Raw genomic sequence first — 19,718 nt, 5'->3', positions numbered from 1 at the left:
GTGCTGAATGTGAGGTATCAGTTTAGGCCGAAACAGCGGCGAGCTCGGAAGCGGTCTTGCCGACCTGGTTTTCGTCGATCGGCTTCATGATACCGTGCTCCATCAGCATGTCCTCAAGTTCATCCATGCTGATCGGCGTCGGGATGATGCCCTTGCCGCCGTTATTGTGAATTTTAGTCGCGAGATTGCGATAGTGTTCCGCCTGCTTTGACTCCGGCGCATATTCCAGCACCGTCATTCGGCGTAGCTCTGCGTGCTGGACGACGTTGTCCCGGGGGACAAAGTAGATCAGCTGGGTGCCGAGCTTCTTGGCGAGCGCCTCCGCCAGCTCCAGCTCCTTGTCCGTCTGCCGCTCGTTGCAAACCAAGCCGCCCAGCCGTACGCCGCCGGAATTGGCATACTTCAGAATGCCTTTAGAGATGTTATTGGCGGCGTACATCGCCATCATCTCGCCGGACATGACGATGTAGATCTCTTGCGCCTTGTTCTCGCGTATCGGCATCGCAAAGCCGCCGCAGACGACGTCTCCGAGCACGTCATAAGATACGTAATCAATGTCCTCGTAGGCGCCGTTCTCTTCCAAGAAGTTGATCGATGTAATGACGCCCCGGCCAGCGCAGCCTACGCCCGGTTCCGGACCACCGGATTCAACGCACCGAATATCTTTATAACCCACTTTCAAGACATCCTCGATCTCGAGGTCCTCGACGCTGCCCGCGCTCGCCGCGAGACTCAAGATCGTGTCCTGTGCCTTGGCATGCAGGATCAGGCGGGTCGAGTCGGCCTTCGGATCACAGCCGACGATCAATATTTTGTGGCCCATCTCGGCAAGAGCTGCCAGCGTATTCTGTGACGTCGTGGATTTGCCGATACCACCCTTGCCGTAAAACGCGATTTGTCTCAGCGAAGCCATGTTGTTCTCCATCAATCGATTGACGATCTGCGTCTGCGTCGCAATCCATCACTCGGCTCGCAGCATTCGCAGCTCGATGAGCTACAAAGGCAGACAACCGCGCCCCTGCAGAACGACTTTTGCAACGAGCGTGCCAGCGCTCGCTCGAAACAAATAACTATGCGAGCGTAGATAGATACCGGTGCACAGGGTGGTGCTGTCGCAAGTCCGACATCGGCACTTCTCGACATGAGCGGTCGCACGCGTTTGTCTGAAACAAGGCAACGCCTTGCTTTACTTCCTTCCGGAAACGACATCTCTGGTACGCACACAGGTGAACAGCTACGGTATGGTGCTTGCTTGCTGCGCATCGATCAATGCAAGGAGGCCATTATGCTGTTCGACACCGAGGCTTATACGAGTAGCAAGCGTCCAACCATTTTCCTGATCGAGCCTGAGCAGGTTGTACGTTCCGCACTCGATTACATCCTGCGTGAACGTTACCAGACACATCCTTTTGCCTCCGTGGATGAGGCCGTGAGGTCGCCAATTAAGACCCCCGACGTAGTCCTGGTCGGCGTTTCCATTCTGCACGACCGAGGAGAGGCAGTCCTGGGAGAAGTCGCGAGGGTATTCGCGCGTACCAAGATCCTGCTCGTAGCTGAGCGGAAATCCGACCCTCTGGTGCAGACGGGGCTTGAGCGAGGTGCACACGGGTACATCAGCAATCCAATCTCCACCGATTCTGTCCGCGGAGCCGTCAGGATAGCTTTGGGCGCACCAGTCTTTCCCAACCGGCCGCCCGTTCTCATTCCTCCGAGGTCCGGTTAGGAGTTCCTTGCGCAATTTCGGATGGTGTAGTTTCAGCTTTACATACTCTCGGGTGCCTTCGCAATTGGCGTAAAACTCACGCCGTTTCAGCCTTGAGGTCCGCGGCATAGCACACCGGTTTAAAGACCGCTTCGGCCCTGATTTAGCGGGGCAGATCTCCAGGCGACCTCGCGGTGAGTAATAGCAACTTTCTGGTGGGCCTTCCGAATATCAATTTCGGTGCGGAGGCGAGGCGACCGAGACCTTCGATCTCGGTGCACGTAGTAATGGGATGTCCGAAACTCCAACACTGGATTAGACGCGCCGATAGGCGCCATCATGATCAATGAGCGGCAATACCCCCTGACGCAACTGCAGCCCAATTTCCGCGGATTCGATGAGCGCGTGAGAACGATCGTTCGATTGAACGCATCGGCGACACTTTTCGCTCAGCATTGTCAGGCGGGAACACACGTGCCCTCCATCGGACAGACCACCGCGCATCGCGGCGTATCGCAATGCCCGTCGCACTCTGTGCACTTTTTCGGATCGATCACATAGACATCGCCCTTTAGGCTGATCGCGCCGTTCGGACACTCGAATTCACATGCACCACAAACCGAGCATTGCGAGGCGACGATCTTATAGGCCATGGATTGCAACTCCCTCCTAGGGTGAAAGGTGATAATTCCCTTCAAGCCTCGTGCCACACGCGTGCCTTAGTAGTCACCTGTTCTGTCTGGTTTAAGAAACCTTTTGTCGCTTTCGCCACTTAGCCGATTCGCGACATCAACTTGCGCCGCCACATCCGACATCTCGCTTTAATTAGCGCACCAACCCCGCGATCAGCCACTTCGGCAGTATCACACGTGTTGTCCCCCATTGATTGGCACTTCCGCACCTGTGACATAGCTCGCGGCGCTTGAGCAGAGGAAGAAAATGACCTTCGCAACCTCCTCGGGCGTGCCAACGCGGTGTAGCGGTATAATCGGCGCCAACTTTTCTTCAGTTTCCGGTGACAAAATGTCGGTCTTGATCTCGCCCGGTGCGATCGCGTTGACCCGAATTCCGAATGGCGCGTAGTCGTGTGCCATCTCGCGCGTGAGGCAGGCGAGCGCCGCCTTAGAGGTCGCATAGGCAGTACCCGCAAAAGGATGCACACGGGTGCCTACGATGGAGGTGACATTTACGATCGACCCGGATGCCATTTTCAATTCTTCGAACAGGCCTTGAGCAAGTAGAATCGGCGCGACCAAATTCACGTGAAACACGCTCATCCATGTGGTGATGGACGTCGTTAAAGAATTCAACCTACCGCCGCCTGGTGCCTTTGGAGAAATGGCGGCATTGTTGATCAGGGCGTGAAGCGGCTCTCCATCGAGCCGCTCCTTGATCTCGGCAATCGCGTGCGGCAACGCGCTGTGATCGCTCAGTTCCACTTGCACATGATTGTTGATTCCCGATTCCCATGGGCATCGACCGCTATCAAAGGGCTGTCGGGAGCAGGAGATGATTTGCCAACCAGCTTCGGAGAACAACTTGCCCGTGGCGTGACCAATGCCGCGCGAGGCGCCCGTCAATACAAGCGTCTTCCTTTGGCCAAGTCGCCCCTGCGACTTATCTTCTTGAAGCGAACAGCGCGCCAGACCAGGCACAGAGCTCGGACCAGCAACACTGTGCGCATCCAATTTATCGAGAGACAAGCGAGCTCCTTAAGGCATGATCTTTGGTGGGAGTTAGCAACAATTGGGCCAGCCAGTTAAATGGCGATGGGTGCTCTCTGCCCAATGTCAGCTAAGAGACATTAGCGTCGATTTCGAACAGGAGCTCAATGCTTTCATCGGCGTGCTTCACGAAGTGGTCGACAAGACGTTTTCCGGCGCGGCCCAGATTTCATAGCGCGCGGCTTGAGGCTCCCACCTCAAAGCGCTGCCTAGACAACGCCGTTGTGTCTTGTGCAATCGACAAGACTCCCATTGCCGCCCGCGGAGTCAACCGAGGCGCCCGGCGCACTTTTGCCAGTCATAAAATGCGCCGGGTCCCGCCTCTGCACCATCAGTACATCCGTGATGATGCTGCCCTGACTGACGCGAGCAGCGTGGCGAAACTGAGGCCCTTAGTTGGGCTCTACAGCGCCGATACAAAATTTTCAGCAAGCTTGAATCGCACGCAGCGTCAATTTGTATGATCTTCCTTTTGCCTTTGCTCTCCAACGAGACTGGCTAGTCCTAGCGAACGGAGGTGATCGAGGACCTGAGCTATTGAGGTGGCGACACGATGGACCATATACATGATCGGTAGACTGCAGACAGATCATGGGCTCCCGCAGCGGCAATTTGCAATGGATACCTACTTGTCTAAGTCCATAGGCTTTCCGGCGTGAGACTCTCGAATGGAATAATCCGCCGCTCGATCGAGGCCGTATCGCGGCGTTCAACCGAGCGCAACATCATATGGATCAGCTCTTGAGGCATCTTCTCCAGTTGATGGCAAATGGGCTCGGTAATCAGTCCTTCCCAGACCTTTGCGGGTCTCATGGTCCGACGTCGCGGCAGACGAAACCGGTTTTCCGCCGTCGTTCAGCAAGTAGTTCGCGCATCGCGCATAAGACGTCGAACATTCCACCGTCATTGACGAAGATGCCCCTAAGGTGCGGGTTCTGGTGAATCAATTTGCGGATGGTTCCGTGAGCGTTTGCGAGCTCTTGCTGAATGAGCGTGTGGCATGCTTCACACTCCCGGGCATGCTCGCGCATGTAGGAGCGGAAACTCGCGGCTGAAATATCATCGCACTGATAGCGGTGACTGCGATCAAGGGACATACCTTGCCTGGCTCCCGGACCATCTGTCTGATGAGCCTACCCGCTGTTCGACCGGCCTTCCAGTTGTCGGTTCCCACAAAGCCTGCGCGGCTCGCGGCGGACAGGTCAGCGACATAGGCAACGATCGGAACGCTTGTGGCCTCCGATTCGTCGATTGCCTGACTGACCAGCGGACGGTCGGCGCAGATAATAGCGATGGCGTCGCTTTGCTTGACGAAGGTCAAGAGATTGCTGGCAACGGCTTCCGCGGTCATGTCGTCCTCAAAGTGCACATTCGCCTTGATAACGGTATCGACGCGCCGAGATGCGGCAGCGACGATTCCAGTGGCCCACAACTGGTGAAGCGGCCGGTACGACTGCTGCATGAGAAAGCCAGGATTTCGGTGGAGTTTCTTGCGTTGGCGCGGCGTACCCAACCCGCGAAAGCCGATCTTTTCCGCTGTTTACGCGATGCGCTCGGCGGTTTCGGAGCGCACTGTGGCACCACCACACAGAGCCCGATTTACCGTCCACACACTCTCGCCAGCTGCCTGCGCGAACGCGGAGATCGTCGGCCGTTTCATCGCTATCCCCCGAATGCGTCATCCGTGACGGTTCTCAACGGAAAACTCATCCTGACGCAACGCATCCTTCCTCGGATGTGTACTCGTCGCCGCTTTAACGATGATGCAGAGACCGCCTCGCGCAATCGCGTACTCGGCAAGGCCGGCTGGGCCGCCTTGTTGAGTGTCTTTGCGGACAACGGCTGGCAATCAAGGACCTGGCGAGCAGACATGCCCTATTGTTGCGTACCGAGACAGGAGAGAGGGAGATTTGCGAGTTGGGCGGAAGGGCGAGCGCACGTAAACGCGTACATGCTGGAATTGCTGCTCCTTACCTCACGAGCCCCTCCGCGACGAATTGGGTGTGCGCCCCCAATCTACCCTGAGCGCTTCGCTGACCGACAGAAGAGACATCCGTTGCTCGGATCTATCATTTGGCTTGGCGATCGCGCACGTGGCTCCGCAAAAGCAGGGGCATATGCACGTACAGTACTATTCGATTTTGCAAGGCAGAGGCACCCACGAAGCTCACCCAGAATGGAAAGCAGAACGAGGTTGAAGAGAAGCGCTTCTTTCTTCCCATGCACACGGCGAGAACATCATGCGCTGCGTCACCCTGCGACCGGCGCGATGGAATCTACGATAGCTCCCACATTTCGACCTTACGTCAGGTTCAAGCTCCATAGGCCTTTGTGTACACAATTGCAGAGTCAATGATTTGACAAACCAGGGCGGCCTTAGATTGGACATGCTGCTTGAGTCATTGGAAATGACGTTGTCATGAATGCTTTGGCAATGTATCACGGACCGGCGCACTTTCAGCCTGACGAAGCGCGCCGGGACGCCTCAGCAAACTTCCTGCAGCAGCGTCTTCTCGCGTAAAGACGCATGGGCTCGCCGCGTTGGCTCCGTGTCGACAACATTGTCATGATCGGGTTGGCCCGACAAGTCAGCTTGGCGGTCGTCGCTTTCGACCGCTCAGCACGACCATTCGCATGTCACGATCGCTGGAGTAGATCCTGGCATAGAAGCCAAGAAGAGACTGACTTATGTCATCGTCCATCGTATTCGGCCCAGGCATCCGAGGTTTCATAGACTCGAACGGACGAGATTTGCGTAAATGAGCGATGCAGTCTTTTTCAGATCCACGCAGCGATTTTTTCTGCAGTTGGATTATCCAGTCCCTCAAATTCATTCAGATATCGATGATCAAGAGCAATCACCAGTTTGATAAAGGACTCCTCCGGGTCAGGACAATCGATGACGACTCTGGTGACCGGGTCCACGTGTCCATCAAGCTGCACCCCGAGTCGATAGGAGCCCGTGCGTGCGGCTGCACCTATGTGTGGCCGGCACATTGGGAAGGCAGTGGGCTGCCTCGAACCTGAACGCCTGTGGTATCGTCATCGTTTCTCAGATGCATGCAGTTTGGAGCCTCAGCCGTTGCGAATATGGCGGCGACCGAACATGGCCCCAGGCAAGTTCTGCTCCATCATTCGACCTTTGCTGCCTTGGCAAATATTTCGCGCGAAACCATCGGGATCGCGCCTCCGCGGGTCGGATCCGCGAACGTACCGCCCGCCGTAGCATAGTCCTTACCTGTGCGCCGCTCGAGTAGGATACCCATAGCTTCAACGTTTGGGATGTCCTTCTCGTTCAGCTCCGGCGTCAAGGCCTTACGGGCTAGTGCCGCCTCGATGTAGGGCGCCAGCTCCTCTTCTTTTTGTCGAACGCGCTCGTCTTCCCGTTCTTTTAGTGCGGGCATTACCTCGCTGGCAAACAGCTCGAGCGCTTCGCAGATATGTTCGTGCTTATTCAGTCCGCATTGTTGGATAAAGATCATCTGGTCGATACCGACGTCGGCATAGCCCATGAGATGGTCACGCACGTCTTGGGGCCGGCCGATGCTTCCCGAGCCTGGTGTCTCTTTCACGTCATCCTTGATCGCTTGGAAGCGCCGCCATAAATTCGTGCGCCCAGGACGATGTTCGCCATAGATCGCGTAATGCGCGATCGAATATCCGAAGAATTAGAAGCCGTCGATACCACGATGCATCGCTTCTTCGGCATTCTCGTGAACCATCATGCCGTTAAGTGTTGCGATATTGGCGTTCACCGAATGACCGATTCGCACGCATTCGTCGGACTTTATCGTCTCATAATATTCGTCGCGCCAGATTTTCGCTTGGAACGGTTCGACGAACCCAAAAACCAGCGCTCCTACCCCGTGACGCGCGGCGCGCAAAATGCTCTCGCGCCGCGAACACGCCATCCAGAGCGGTGGGTGCGGCTTCTGTATCGGCTTTGGGACGATGTTGCGGGGCGGCATTTTGAAGAATTGCCCGTCGTATCCAGGATACGGCCGCATCGCCATCATGTTGGCCGTCTGCTCGACGCCCTCGTACCACATGGCAGTCTTCTGGTCGGGGTCTATACCAAACCCATGCATCTCAATTAACGAGGCAGATGCTCCAGTCCCCCACTCGACGCGTCCTCCGGAGATCAGATCAAGCGTGGCGAGGCGCTCAGCTACCCGCGCTGGATGATTGTAGTGCGGCGGGGAAAGACAAATTCCGTGGCCAATTCGGATATTCTTTGTACGCTGCGAAACGGCACCTAGAAAGACTTCCGGTGCGGACGAGTGGGAGTATTCCTCCAGGAAGTGATGCTCAACTTGCCAGATGAAATCGTATCCGAGCCGATCAGCGAGCTCGATCTGCTCCAAAGCATTTGCGAACAAATGTTCCTCGCCACCGTTTTCCCAAGGTTGCGGCAATTGGTGCTCATAGAACACTCCAAGCTTCATCTGTTTCCCTCCGTGGCGGAACGGTCGTAAATCGGTTGATATTTTTCAGATGTGATACGTGCCCTCGCGCCGTCGATCACCCACCGGGGGCACCACGTAACCGAATGTTCGGATCTACTTCACAATTCTCGTCCCCACGAAGCGTTGCTGCCGTTGTTCAAGCTGACGAGAAGTCGGACTTGGCAGGGCGTCGTCCGGACGGCGAGTTTTTGCGTCTGAACTCCAGCCAGCGAGTGTAACAAGGCTATTGTCGTGACGGCTCTTACTGTCTACGAGCATTGTGCGTGCCATGTCCTACAAGCCCCCAATTGAAGAAAAGAAGGCAACGATTTGCGTCGACCGGCGACGAAGTTTCACGCTAATGTCGTGTTTCCGACATGAAGTTCTTTGAGGGAGATAGCTCTAAGCGTGACGATGCGAGCATCGAAGTCTGATGAAATTTTCTGTCGCCCTCGGGCCGACGCGGACGCAGTCGATCATCATTCACGACTGAATTGCCGACGGTGCGTTTCAAAGTAAAATGGGGAAGCCGCTAAGGTGCAGGTTCACAAGGCTTGAATGAGCAGCGCATCCAGGTGAGTCCAGCGCCCAGATTAGACAGCCTGACGCTAGCCTAACGAAGAGAGAGCATTGTGCGACTGTTCTTGATGTACGTCGTTCTGGCCGGGTGCTTCCACCTCTCGGAGGCACATGCTGAGAGACTTTTGGTTTCGCAATCCGGCCATATGGGGTATCGCTCCGTCCAGGAGGCGGTAGACGCATTGCCCCCTCGAGGCGGAGACATTTTGGTCGCGCCAGGCATCTATCGCGAGAAGGTCAAGGTTGCCAAGCTTGGCGTTCACATCAGAGGCGGCGGCGAGAAGCCGCAGGACACGGTGGTCGTCTATGGTGACGGCGCCATCAAAGTGGGCGGAACCGTTCACTCCGCCACCATGGAAGCATCAGGCGATGACTTCCGGCTCGACAATGTCACAATACAAAACGACTATTCGTTAGATCCGGCCAATCCGCCGTCGCAGGCCGTTGCGCTGTCTGTTACCGGAGACAAGGACGTTATCACTCGCGTCCGCCTGCTCGGCGCACAGGACACACTATTCGCCAACAAAGCGCCGAACGGCCGAACAACACGGCAATATTTTTCGGACTGCTACATTGAGGGACATGTCGACTACATATTTGGCAACGCCAAGGCCTATTTCCAGCGTTGTGAGCTGCACGGCATCGCCAACCAGGCTGTGGTCTATACAGCACAAAGCAAAGACGCGCCGGACGAAGACAGCGCCTACGTTTTCGACCATTGCACCCTGACCGCTGATCGCGCCGCGCATGGCATCGCCCTTGGCCGACCTTGGCGCTCTTACGCTACCGTAATCTTTTTATCCACCCGGATGAATGCGCCGGTGATCGCCGAGGGCTGGAGCGAGTGGGATCGCGCCAAGACCAACAGGCTGAAGACCGCTTACTATGCCGAATACCAATCAACCGGTATCGGCGCCAATCCCAAAGGACGAGAAGCTTATTCCCATCAGCTGACCGACCAGGAGGCGAAGCAATGGTCGCTCAAAGCGTTCTTTGCTGATGACACGAATTGGCTGCCGAACCCTCCATCAAGATAGGGAAACTATGAGGCGGTCGCGGAATTTGGTCTATCTGCACGTGCACCGCTCTGGATCGCGCGCGCGCACCTGTGCACCGCTCCACTATTTTATTACGGTTGCCCCCGCGCACTTCGTCAGCTTTTCGGAACAGCCGATCATAACCGGTGAGGTGATCGGTGCCATATAAGCGAGAACCCTGCTCCTCTGGTTCGTCCTCCGTAGCACGATGCAATAGATTCTATTGGGGCACGCTGCCGATCGTGCGTTTGCTGGGCGTTTTGAAGAGTGCCTTTGCACAACCTTCCCATACGCTGGGCGACACTCGGCCTTGGCCATCCCGCAAAGGCGGCCACACGCCTGAACCTACCACATTCGCATTTTCCACCTGCCAAGTCGCACTTTCGGCAAATCGCACATCCTCCAGCTCAATCTCAAGCGGATGGGCTAGATCGAGTCCGTGCATCACCAGTGCACCATCACCGCCACGCACGTGGCGCAGAGCGATTTGTCGGTATACCGGAATTTCGTCACCGTGCGCCTGGGGATCATAGCGTGTATCGAAATAAATAGGCCATCGGTTGTTCCGCAGGCATACGTTCTCATAGGTGACCCTCTCCACCAGTCCACCCCGGCTGACGTCACTCTTAATGCGCAGGCCGGACGTCGTGCCGTCCAGGGTCAGGCCGTGCACCAGTATGTCGCTGACACCTGAGCTAATCTCACTACCGATCGACATGCCGTGCCCCCAGCCGAAGTAGTTGTCGATAATGGAAATATAGCGAACGGGACCATTGGTTCCGGCTTTGATAGCCACATTATCGTCTCCAGTACGGATATTACAGTGAGTAATTGTCACATCCTGGCTGGCGCCAGGATCGATGCCGTCTGTATTGCGAGCATCCGCCGGTGTATCGATTGTGACGCCCCAAAACGTCGCACCTTCGACCCGGTTCATCGCCACGTGGAAATTCGGCGCATTGCGCAGTGTGATGCCATGGAAAGTAATGTCCTGGGCACGGTCGACCTGGATGAGGCGCGGGACGTTCTGGTTACCACCTTCAGTTTGCGCGCGCCGTGCCAGTTGCCACCAACTCTCGCCGGCGCCGACCATGAGCGCGCCGCCCTGGCCGTCGATGATGCCATCGCCATAGATGCCGCCTCCCCGTGTTTTGAAGAAGCTAATGAATGGCCGGCAGCCGTCGCCCTTGCCTCCGATGCGACCACAATTTCCCGAGCCTTTGTCATAGGCCTTCGGCTGCGCGAGAGCGATAAGCGTGGCGTCACGCTCGATCCATAGCATCACTCCGGATTTCATCTCGAGAGGGCCTGAGAGGAAGATACCGCCCGCCAAGTAAACCGCCGATCCAGCGGGGCAGTGAGCCATGGCATCTTGCAGCCTATCAGTGACGCTTTCGCTCGATGGCGCCAGCCGGGCACAGATACGGCTAGGTACGACGGGCTCGGCGACAGCGCGGCGATCCCTGGCTTGTGCAAGGCCCATGACGGCAATCATCGACAGCAACGCGCAACAGTGCAAACGGACCAACATACCAACTCTCATCTCGCGGACTCACCTCGGTCGCTGACCGGCGCCGTCAGCAACTAAACTTCTGTGGTCTCCAATCGGCGTGAGATGCGCAGTTAGGATGGTCCACATTTGAATGCCAGAAACGATCGGCGCGTTCTGTCCGGCTTATTCGACGGTCACGGATTTGGCGAGGTTGCGCGGCTGGTCGACATCGGTGCCCATCACAATGGCCGTGTGGTAAGCGAGTAGTTGCACCGGGATAGCATAGATCATCGGCGTGAAGGCGTCCGCCATGTCAGGCATGATGATGGTGGCGAGCGAATCGACCGTCGCCTCAGCCGCGCCCTTGGCATCCGTCATCAGGATGATGTTGCCCCCGCGGGCCGCGACCTCCTGCATGTTGGAGACCGTCTTCTCGAACACGCGATCATGGGGCGCGATCACGACGACCGGCATGGTCTCGTCGATCAGCGCGATCGGGCCGTGCTTGAGCTCGCCGGCGGCATAGCCCTCGGCGTGGATGTAGGAGATCTCCTTCAGCTTCAGCGCGCCTTCGAGCGCGAGCGGGAAGCTGGTGCCGCGGCCGAGATAGAGCACGTCGCGGGATTTGGCGATCCTGTGGGCGAGCTTCTCGATCTGGAGCTCGGTCGTGAGCGCGTCCGACATCAGGCGCGGGATCTCGACCAGGCCCTGCACGAGCTTGGTCTCGTCCTCGGCGGACAATTCGCCGCGGGCCTTGCCGGCCGCGATCGCCAGGTTGGCCAGCACCATGAGCTGGCAGGTGAAGGCCTTGGTCGAGGCGACACCGATCTCGAGGCCGGCCAGCGTCTGCAGCACGGTCTCGCTTTCGCGCGCGATCGTCGAGGTCGGGACGTTGACGACCGCGATGGTGTGGGCGCCCTCGGCCTTGGCATAGCGCAGCGCCGCCAGGGTGTCGGCGGTCTCGCCGGATTGCGAGATGAAGATGGCGAGATCGCCCTTGCGCAACGGCGCTTCGCGGTAGCGGAATTCGGATGCGACATCGACCTCGACCGGCAGGCGCGCAAAACGCTCGAACCAGTATTTTGCGACGATGCCGGCGTAGCTTGCGGTGCCGCAGGCCGTGATGGTGATGCGCTGGATGTCGCGGAACTCGAACGGCAGCTTGACCGGCAGCGAGACGCGCTCGGTCGCCATGTCGACGTAGCGCGCCAGCGTGTGGCCGACCACTTCCGGCTGCTCGTGGATCTCCTTTGCCATGAAATGGCGGTAGTTCGCCTTGTCGACCAGCGAGGTCGAGGCGGCATGCTTGATCCTGTCGCGCTCGACGGCGTGACCGTCCTTGTCGAAAACCGTCGCGCTCTTGCGGGTCAGGACCACCCAGTCGCCGTCTTCGAGATAGCTGATCGTGTCGGTGAACGGGCCGAGCGCGATCGCGTCCGAGCCGAGATACATCTCACCATCGCCGTAGCCGACCGCCAGCGGCGGACCGTTGCGGGCGCCGATCATCAGATCGCCCTCGCCGGCGAAAATGAAGCCGAGCGCGAACGCGCCGCGCAGCCGGCTCAAGGCGAGCTTCACCGCCTCGACCGGCTTATTGCCGCGCGTCAAGAGATCGTCGACAAGGTGCAGCACGATCTCGGTGTCGGTCTCGGTGCGGAACACCGTACCCTTCGCTTCGAGCTCCTCGCGCAGCTCGCGGAAGTTCTCGATGATGCCGTTGTGGACGACCGCGACGCGCTCGGTGGTGTGCGGATGGGCATTGTGCTCGGTCGGCTTGCCGTGGGTGGCCCAACGGGTGTGGCCGATGCCGCTCCTCCCCTTCAGCGGCCTGTCACGCAGCCGCGCCTCGAGGTTCTTCAGCTTGCCTTCGGCGCGGCGGCGCTCCAGGTGATCGCCTTCGAGCGTAGCCACACCTGCGGAATCGTAACCGCGATACTCAAGCCGCTTGAGCGACTCCACCAATTGCTCTGCAACCGGCCGGCGCCCGAGAATGCCGACAATCCCGCACATGCGGATCAATATCCCCCGATCTTTGAAAAGTTGATTCTCAATTCCGCGTCACTGTTTTGCGACACTCGATTGCCTGCGCTAACATTTAAGTTAGACGCGCCCGCTGTCGGACCAGTTACTCTCATGTGTTTCTACGCGTGAGGTCTATTCATCGCTTTCGGCTCGCCGAACCGCAGCGCGGCCCTGGCGAGCATGACCGAATACCAGCACGCAACTGCTGCAAATGACACGACAGTTTCGAGGTAAATCAGATAGCCATGTCGGAGCCCATCGATGCTCCATTTGGTCGCGAGCCGATACACACTTGGTCTGTTCTCCTGGCAACGACGATAGCAATTGGAGTCGCAATAGACTTGCCGCGTGGACATATCTCGCAAGTAGCCGATCCCTAGCGGTCGATGACAGTCGATGCAGATCGACCTGTCGTTAGGTGTCCTATAATTTACCAATATGAACTTCGCGAATCGCCGGATGTGCCGAGGATCATTCATGATGCAAGAGCCCGGCTCTCAAGAGGTGCCCGCTGCTGCCGGAATGAAGCGAACCCTGATTGAGGCTTCCGGCTTTATGTCGTCGCTCATGTTCCGCCCGCAAAAGAAGCCCGGCCACTTTTGGTGGCCGGGCAGAAGTCAGTCTCGGAGGAGCGACGCTGCTATACATCGCACCAGCTTCCGCCGGCAGAGAGAGGGCTGCTACCGGCGGTCCATTTGCGGCGATGGCATTCGCCGCCAACCTTAGCCACAGAAGGCCGATGTCCGCCTCCAACGTAATGTCGTGTTTCTTTCTTCTGTTCCATTAGACCATTCAACGAACTCGACTTCGTGCTCGCATCTAATTTGTACTACGCTCAGTTCTTCCGCCACGCCCCCGTGGTTTCGAAAGTCAGAGATACCGAACAAGGCAGACCGAACAAGGCAGACCGAACAAGGCAGACCGAACGAGCGCTGACCTTATGCGCTCGATACCGAACGTTTGCTCGCGCAGCCGAAGATCGATGACCATTCAGATTAGACCGAAGGCTCCTCTCCAAACCGAGGCCTCCGTTATGCAAGATCCTACGGGACTGGTAAAATCGATTGTGTAAATGGGCCGCATCTACACTATGGATAATGCAGCTACTCTCATTCGACCTCGAGATCGCACGGCTACAGCATCTTAATAATCTGGAAACGCCGGCGATCTGGCCGGCATGCCCTCTGACCCAAGCTCGATTCTAATCGTGCAGCTGCGCCGACAGCAATGACACCCACCAACTAAACGTAAGCCGCTCGACGAGCCGAATCCCGTTTTCTGGACTCGGAAAGAGCAGGATCACAAGTTTCTAAAGCCCTGCTAGTTCAGTCTGGGGGAACACCGAACGTGTTCTTGCAGGGCAAGCCGGACCAGAGATCCGTGCGATAAATATCCGATGAGCCGCCCACCCGTATACGTTCCGGATTGACAAAGGACCCATTGCTATGAGAGCCCCTCTGGGCTTATCCGGAGAACCCTAAATGTTATGAAAGCGTTCTGCGGCCTCTGTCGCCCCTCGCAAGAGCCGCGATCCTTTCCTTGATGAATGGAAATCATAAATCATAAAGATCGGAACGCGCCGCGCACGACGCCGGCACGTCCAAATGGTTAGAGCTTTGATGACTGATCAAACAGCAACAGCCGCGACAGAACGCAGGTCGACCTCACCCGACAGAGACCTGAGTTTTGATTTCGCTAAAGGAATTCTCATTATTTTGGTCATGATTGGCCATCTTTTACAATATATCATGTACCGAGATAATCAGTATTGGTATTCGCCGTACTTCAAATCAATTTACATGTTTCACATGCCTCTCTTTATGGGAATAAGCGGATATCTTTCCTCGGGCGCGCTCTTGCGAAAAACGTTCACTCGGGGCGTCCAGGAGCGCGCGATTCAGTTACTGTTGCCCGTGCTTTTCTGGTCCACTCTCATGGAAGCAGTTAAGTTGGCCGTATTTTCGCCCGCTCTGCCAAGCGGTCTGCTGGGCTTTCCAAGCGAATTGGCAGGCGCATACTGGTTCGTTTGGGCAAACTTTGCTTCTTTTCTTCTCGTTGGGCTTCTCAGCGCCGCCGGTCTGGGCTCGACAAGGACCATATCCATATCTGCAGTCCTAGTCGCGTTCGCGCCTATTACATTTTCGATTGCTCCGTTGATTAGGTACACCTATCCGTTTTTTTGCCTCGGGCTCCTACTCGCCAGGTCTGACTGGCGGACGAGCGCTCTTATACGTCACAGATCGATTTCATTCTTCTTACTCTCTGGTCTGGCTCTCGTATGCTTCCTTGCCTGGGGCAAGGAGACCTATGTCTACAACAATATCGTTCTGGTCTACGATGTGCAGTCGGCCAAGCAAGTATTGCTGATGTTCATTGGCTCTGCAGCTGCCTCTGCTGTTGCCTTTGAGGTGGTGCTGCGATGCTGGCAATTTTCTCATTCAAGTCGGATTGCTCGCTTTATCGCCGTGGAGCTGGGTCAGAGCACGTTGGTTCTCTACCTTATCCAAGCAAGCCTCTTTCGACTTATGGACCTCGTCCAATTTGGAGAACTTTGGAATTTTCCGGCTAGAATAGCTGTCGCAATTGCGCTTGGCGTCACGATCGTTGTGATCGGGATAAGCGTTCGCCGGAGTGTGAGCGGCCTTGGATTCATGTCGCGACTTGTCCTCGGAGCGAAGCCACGCTCAACTCTGCCAAACACTCAGTTTGCTGTGCCAAACTGTGGCGAGAGCTATACTGCGGAGCCTACCAAGCGATAGCGGCACAAGCACACTTTGAAGGCTCGGCATTGTCGCGCAACCGCCCGGCCTCGACTTTGCTCGGCGTCGGTGATCTGAGACCGGAAAACTGGACCATTTTTGGTTAGAGTCTTGCGCTGCGTAAATCCACCCGGCTGGGAGGAGCGGACGACGATGAAGGCCTCGAAGTTTTCGGACGTCCAGAAGGCGTTTATCCTGAAGCAGGGCAATGACGGGGTCCCGGTTGCGGACATCTGCCGCAAGGCCGGGATCAGCCAGGCGACCTATTTCAACTGGAAGAAGAAGTACGACGGACTGCTGCCGACCGAGATGCGCCGGTTGAAGCAGCTTGAGGACGAGAACGCCAAGCTGAAGAAGCTGGTGGCGGATCTGTCGCTCGACAAGGAGATGCTGCAGGACGTGATCCGCCGAAAGCTGTGAAGCCTAGTCGGAAGCGCAAGCTCGTCGACGAGGTTTGCGGTGAGTGGCAGGTGTCGATCCGCAAGGCCTGCGCGACCCTCGAGTTCGATCGGTCGACCTACCACTACAAGTCTCGTGGCTCCGGCCAGGCGGCTCTGGAAAATCGGATCAAGGAGATCTGCCATGTCCGTGTACGCTACGGCTATCGCCGCGTTCACGTGATGCTGCGCCGTGAGGGGTGGCGTCACGGCCAGAACAAGACCCGTCGCATCTATCGCGAATTGGGCCTGCAATTGCGCAACAAGTCTCCCAAGCGTCGGGTCAAAGCCAAACTACGCGATGACCGTCGGCCGGCGACGCGGGCCAATGAGACCTGGGCGATGGACTTTGTCCATGACCGATTGGCAACCGGCGGCAAGCTCCGGGTGCTTACGATCATCGACATCTTCTCCCGCTTCTCGCTGGCGCTGGAGCCGCGGTTCAGCTTCCGCGGCACCGATGTCGTGGCAATACTGGAAAGGGTTTGCAATGAAGTGGGATTCCCGGCGACGATCCGCGTCGATCAAGGCAGCGAGTTTGTGTCGCGTGACCTTGACCTGTGGGCCTACCAGCGCGGCGTCACGCTGGACTTCTCACGGCCGGGCAAGCCGACCGACAACGCCTTCATCGAAGCCTTCAACGGGCGCTTCCGAGCTGAATGCCTCAACGCCCACTGGTTCCTGTCCCTTGCGGACGCCCAGGAAAAAGTGGAGACTTGGCGCAGATACTACAATGAGGAACGGCCCCACGGGGCGATCGGCAATCAGCCGCCGATTTTGCTGTAAAACCACGTCGGCGCCACCAGCCTGCCGGCGTGATCAGAGGCGCAAAACTCTGGTTCTCGCTGGTCCAAAGTTCGGTCTCGCTGCAACTGCACCCGAGACTTTAATTGCCGCTCGATGAAACTTCAGTGGCAGGCCATCGGCTGTAGCGGTTCGGCTTCTTGTGAAGCTTGTCTCTACACTTAAGCTGAACGTGAGATAAGCGAATGGCGTGATTACCGACGAGTCCTTGAGAAGCGCGCTGTAGGCTTACGATAGCGATCGCACCTAGGCAGCTGCAATGAATAGGTTCAATTGTCCTCTCTCTAATCCTCTCCGTTTTCCGCAACACTTCTGAAATGGGCAACTTCTGTTGAAAAGATCTGCCGGATTTGATTGGCAGCGCGGCAAAGTTGATCGCGTTGCGGGCACTACCGATCAACATCTCGCTTCTGTGCCATGCCCGCGAAAACGCCGCCTCAGCTCACCCTCAAGATGCAAATGCGCTCATGGCAGATTAAGATGACTTATGCGAGCCCGCAGAAAGGGGTTGAAACGTACGCTGCGTCAGCTTGTAGGATCAAGAATGACAAAGGAGACCCACGTCGCCGCGTCGACGGTCGGGTGGATAGAACGAATGATTTGATGAATCGGTCGTTCTCGCAGCCCCTCCTCGTCGCGGCCCGAATTTGGCAGGCAAGCGCGCAGCACGCGTCCACTGAAGTCATCAGGTCGGAGAGAGGCCGGAAGACTTAATAGGCCCTGTGTTCTATCCACGAGGTGAATGGCCTCCATCATAACAATCTATTTTACCAACCCTGATGAAGGCTGCTAGTCAAAACGGCGATTGAGCTGGGGGATAGTGCAGGTCGTGAGGATTAACCGTCGACTGTTAAGGTCAGTTGCTCTGGGCAGCCTAGTTGGCCCCTACGCAACGGTAAGGCTCAAGAATGGCCTTTTGAACGGTTGCCAGCAGTGTCTTGTCAAGCCGCAACTACGCCGCGCTGGAGGTCAGCACGGTGAAGGTAGATTCGTGTGCCAGAACGATGCATGAGGCAGCCATGACTATGAGTGTATACGGGTCCAGTAAATCCACGACGGCGGAGCCCCTAACTCAAGCCTATCGGGAGATGACGTTTGGTTTCTTTACGCAACTCATTCGATCTTTCGCTTTTCCTCTCCGAGTTTTGACCAACTCAATTTCCGTTAGACTGAAGGCTGACGCTCCCACACATATCGTCACTGCGTCTCCCTCAGGAGAATGTGCTCATCACCCTCCTTTATGCGATTCGCACGTTCAATATCTAAAACAAACCATTGAGTCGCAAATTGAAGAAGTTGCCAGACTGATCTGTGAGGACGAGAGCGCGCTCGAAGCGACCCGATTCCTCAACGCGCTTACAAGCGAGCTGGTAGAGGCGAAGCTCGGCATGTGTTCACACCTCGACGAGCAAGCCGGTAGTGCGCTGAACAGAGGCAATGCAAACCGTCTCGAACAGAAACACGGAACACTGTACGAGCCGGAACAACTTTCTACCCTGGGACGGCTTTTTGATGGGGCCGTCTTGGCATTACCTCCAAGCATGCGAACTCCAATTAACCGGATCGAGATCGCCAAACTCATTCTAGAACGCGCGTCTATTGATCAAGCCGATCCGGAGCTTCTTATTAAGTTGATTACCGCCCTTGTCGCTGCCGCCTGATATAGCCGATCCACCTCCTCTGCCGCGCCATAACGCGATCCAGGCAGAGAACTGATTCTACAAGAAGTGACGTCGAGCCGCATTCACCTCCGCGTGGACGGCTCGACACTTCCGCGATCTCGAGCACATCGCAAATGTCTAATCCGCTCACCCGCGCGCCGAATTCGCGGCCAGGCGAACCAATGCCAGGTATGGCTGGATCTTCATCGAAGCTGCTGTTTCGCCTAACCGCTGCCTGAGCCCGCTGATCCATAGAGATCACCTGATCCATTGTTGGCAGCGATCGTTTCGGTTTCGCAAACACTCGCAAGCTTTCTCGCGCTCTGGATCCGAGCCCATTCATTAAGGTCCGTTTGCTCGCAGCTTCCCTGCCCGCGGCCGTTCAACTCAACGCGCGAATCACGGCAAGGACAATAGCTATCCACGTGGCGACGCAGAACAATAAGGCGAAGCGCCACGCACTTACCCTGACTTGACGGCGCCAGCTGACCAGGTCTGATGCGCACCCGGTAAAGCAGCGGCCCCGAACGACGTCGATCATCTGACGGTAGTCGTGAAATTCAAACTGCTGTCGATTTTTGCGGATGTACTTGATTCGATCCTGAGTTGAGAAGCAGTAGGCCCATATGTTTTGTGCTCTCCCCTGCTCGTCCTCAGAGCGGCCGCATTTGTCGGCTACGGTATCATGAGGTCCGGGCAAGATGATGCTGTGCTCTGTACCGAGCGTGTAGATTGGTAGCATGTGGGGCATGGCGCGCACCTTTCGTGTTCCGCTATCCACGCCTACAATGTGACTTTACGTGAGTTTCAAGCTATTCTTCTCGTCTTGACCAGATCTAGTAGTCCCGGCTGCAACCTTGCTCACATTTCGAACCTGAGCGCCTTCAACTGGCGACGCAGCAATCGCTAGCCGAGTAGGCCAACAGCAGTCCGCACACCTCCTACTGGCCGCGTTTGCTGCAGAACAATCCCAAGCTCTGAGCGATTTCGCAGGATCTGCACGGTGCGCCACCATCTGGCAAGCCGCTTCGAATGTCTCTTCCGTCTACCGTGAAG

At 56.8% G+C, this 19,718-nt stretch carries 13 protein-coding genes and 1 pseudogene; 5 read left to right on the top strand and 9 right to left on the bottom strand.

The features are described 5' to 3' along the window. Positions 1 to 22: 22 nt before the first annotated feature. Entirely contained in the window at positions 23 to 913 is an 891-nt protein-coding gene (gene nifH / locus SE91_RS02300) for a nitrogenase iron protein (protein ID WP_061850877.1), read from the bottom strand. Positions 914 to 1,285: 372 nt separating this feature from the next. Here nifH and SE91_RS34960 point away from each other — a divergent pair, with 372 nt between their 5' ends. Next, positions 1,286 to 1,723: a response regulator gene (locus SE91_RS34960; protein WP_197489409.1), complete on the top strand. Its 438-nt coding sequence runs from the start codon at positions 1,286 to 1,288 to the stop codon at positions 1,721 to 1,723. A gap of 437 nt (positions 1,724 to 2,160) precedes the next feature. Here the strand turns inward: SE91_RS34960 and SE91_RS02290 are convergent, their stop codons facing one another. The 6 genes and pseudogenes from SE91_RS02290 to SE91_RS36805 all read right to left on the bottom strand — a co-directional run bounded on the left by SE91_RS02290 (position 2,161) and on the right by SE91_RS36805 (position 7,871). Continuing rightward, positions 2,161 to 2,355: a 4Fe-4S binding protein gene (locus SE91_RS02290; RefSeq protein WP_061846412.1), complete on the bottom strand. Its 195-nt coding sequence runs from the start codon at positions 2,353 to 2,355 to the stop codon at positions 2,161 to 2,163. A gap of 210 nt (positions 2,356 to 2,565) precedes the next feature. Then, positions 2,566 to 3,348: an SDR family NAD(P)-dependent oxidoreductase gene (locus SE91_RS02285; protein WP_502687169.1), complete on the bottom strand. Its 783-nt coding sequence runs from the start codon at positions 3,346 to 3,348 to the stop codon at positions 2,566 to 2,568. A gap of 1,021 nt (positions 3,349 to 4,369) precedes the next feature. Next, the gene (locus tag SE91_RS37410; protein ID WP_245318273.1) at positions 4,370 to 4,888 is read right to left on the bottom strand and encodes a substrate-binding domain-containing protein; all 519 of its coding nucleotides are present in this window, start codon (positions 4,886 to 4,888) and stop codon (positions 4,370 to 4,372) included. Positions 4,889 to 6,117: 1,229 nt separating this feature from the next. Then, positions 6,118 to 6,472: pseudogene (locus SE91_RS34955) on the bottom strand (6-pyruvoyl trahydropterin synthase family protein). Positions 6,473 to 6,557: 85 nt separating this feature from the next. After that, positions 6,558 to 6,998, bottom strand: coding sequence for a hypothetical protein (locus SE91_RS36810; protein WP_197489408.1), 441 nt, complete (start codon positions 6,996 to 6,998; stop codon positions 6,558 to 6,560). 96 nt (positions 6,999 to 7,094) lie between these two features. After that, positions 7,095 to 7,871 (bottom strand): LLM class flavin-dependent oxidoreductase, encoded by a 777-nt coding sequence (locus SE91_RS36805; RefSeq protein ID WP_063921279.1) that lies wholly within the window; start codon positions 7,869 to 7,871, stop codon positions 7,095 to 7,097. 647 nt (positions 7,872 to 8,518) lie between these two features. On the opposite strand from SE91_RS36805, the gene SE91_RS02265 reads away from it, so the two are divergent. Continuing rightward, positions 8,519 to 9,487 (top strand): pectinesterase family protein, encoded by a 969-nt coding sequence (locus SE91_RS02265; protein WP_156489418.1) that lies wholly within the window; start codon positions 8,519 to 8,521, stop codon positions 9,485 to 9,487. Positions 9,488 to 9,707: 220 nt separating this feature from the next. Here the strand turns inward: SE91_RS02265 and SE91_RS02260 are convergent, their stop codons facing one another. Together SE91_RS02260 and glmS are read right to left on the bottom strand one after the other, a co-directional pair. Continuing rightward, entirely contained in the window at positions 9,708 to 10,820 is a 1,113-nt protein-coding gene (locus SE91_RS02260; protein ID WP_245318271.1) for a glycoside hydrolase family 28 protein, read from the bottom strand. 342 nt (positions 10,821 to 11,162) lie between these two features. Next, positions 11,163 to 12,989, bottom strand: a complete 1,827-nt coding sequence (gene glmS, locus SE91_RS02255; RefSeq protein ID WP_061846408.1) for a glutamine--fructose-6-phosphate transaminase (isomerizing) — start codon at positions 12,987 to 12,989, stop codon at positions 11,163 to 11,165. A 1,631-nt stretch (positions 12,990 to 14,620) separates the two neighbouring features. On the opposite strand from glmS, the gene nolL reads away from it, so the two are divergent. From nolL to SE91_RS37405, 3 genes are all read left to right on the top strand, one after another. Next, positions 14,621 to 15,760, top strand: coding sequence for a nodulation factor fucose acetyltransferase NolL (nolL, locus tag SE91_RS02250; RefSeq protein WP_063921334.1), 1,140 nt, complete (start codon positions 14,621 to 14,623; stop codon positions 15,758 to 15,760). A 153-nt stretch (positions 15,761 to 15,913) separates the two neighbouring features. Beyond that, positions 15,914 to 16,983 (top strand): IS3 family transposase gene (locus tag SE91_RS02240; protein ID WP_156489417.1). Its coding sequence is split into 2 segments (ribosomal slippage): positions 15,914 to 16,175 and positions 16,175 to 16,983, totalling 1,071 coding nucleotides; the frame shifts between segments, so codons are not numbered across the junction. A 1,037-nt stretch (positions 16,984 to 18,020) separates the two neighbouring features. After that, a complete protein-coding gene (locus SE91_RS37405) occupies positions 18,021 to 18,662 on the top strand; it encodes a hypothetical protein (RefSeq protein ID WP_245318269.1) in 642 nt (213 codons plus the stop codon). The last annotated feature ends 1,056 nt before the right edge of the window (positions 18,663 to 19,718 follow it).

The organism is Bradyrhizobium sp. DOA1 (assembly GCF_001593325.1).
GTDB lineage: Bacteria > Pseudomonadota > Alphaproteobacteria > Rhizobiales > Xanthobacteraceae > Bradyrhizobium.
This window is presented reverse-complemented; position numbering and strand designations above follow the sequence as displayed.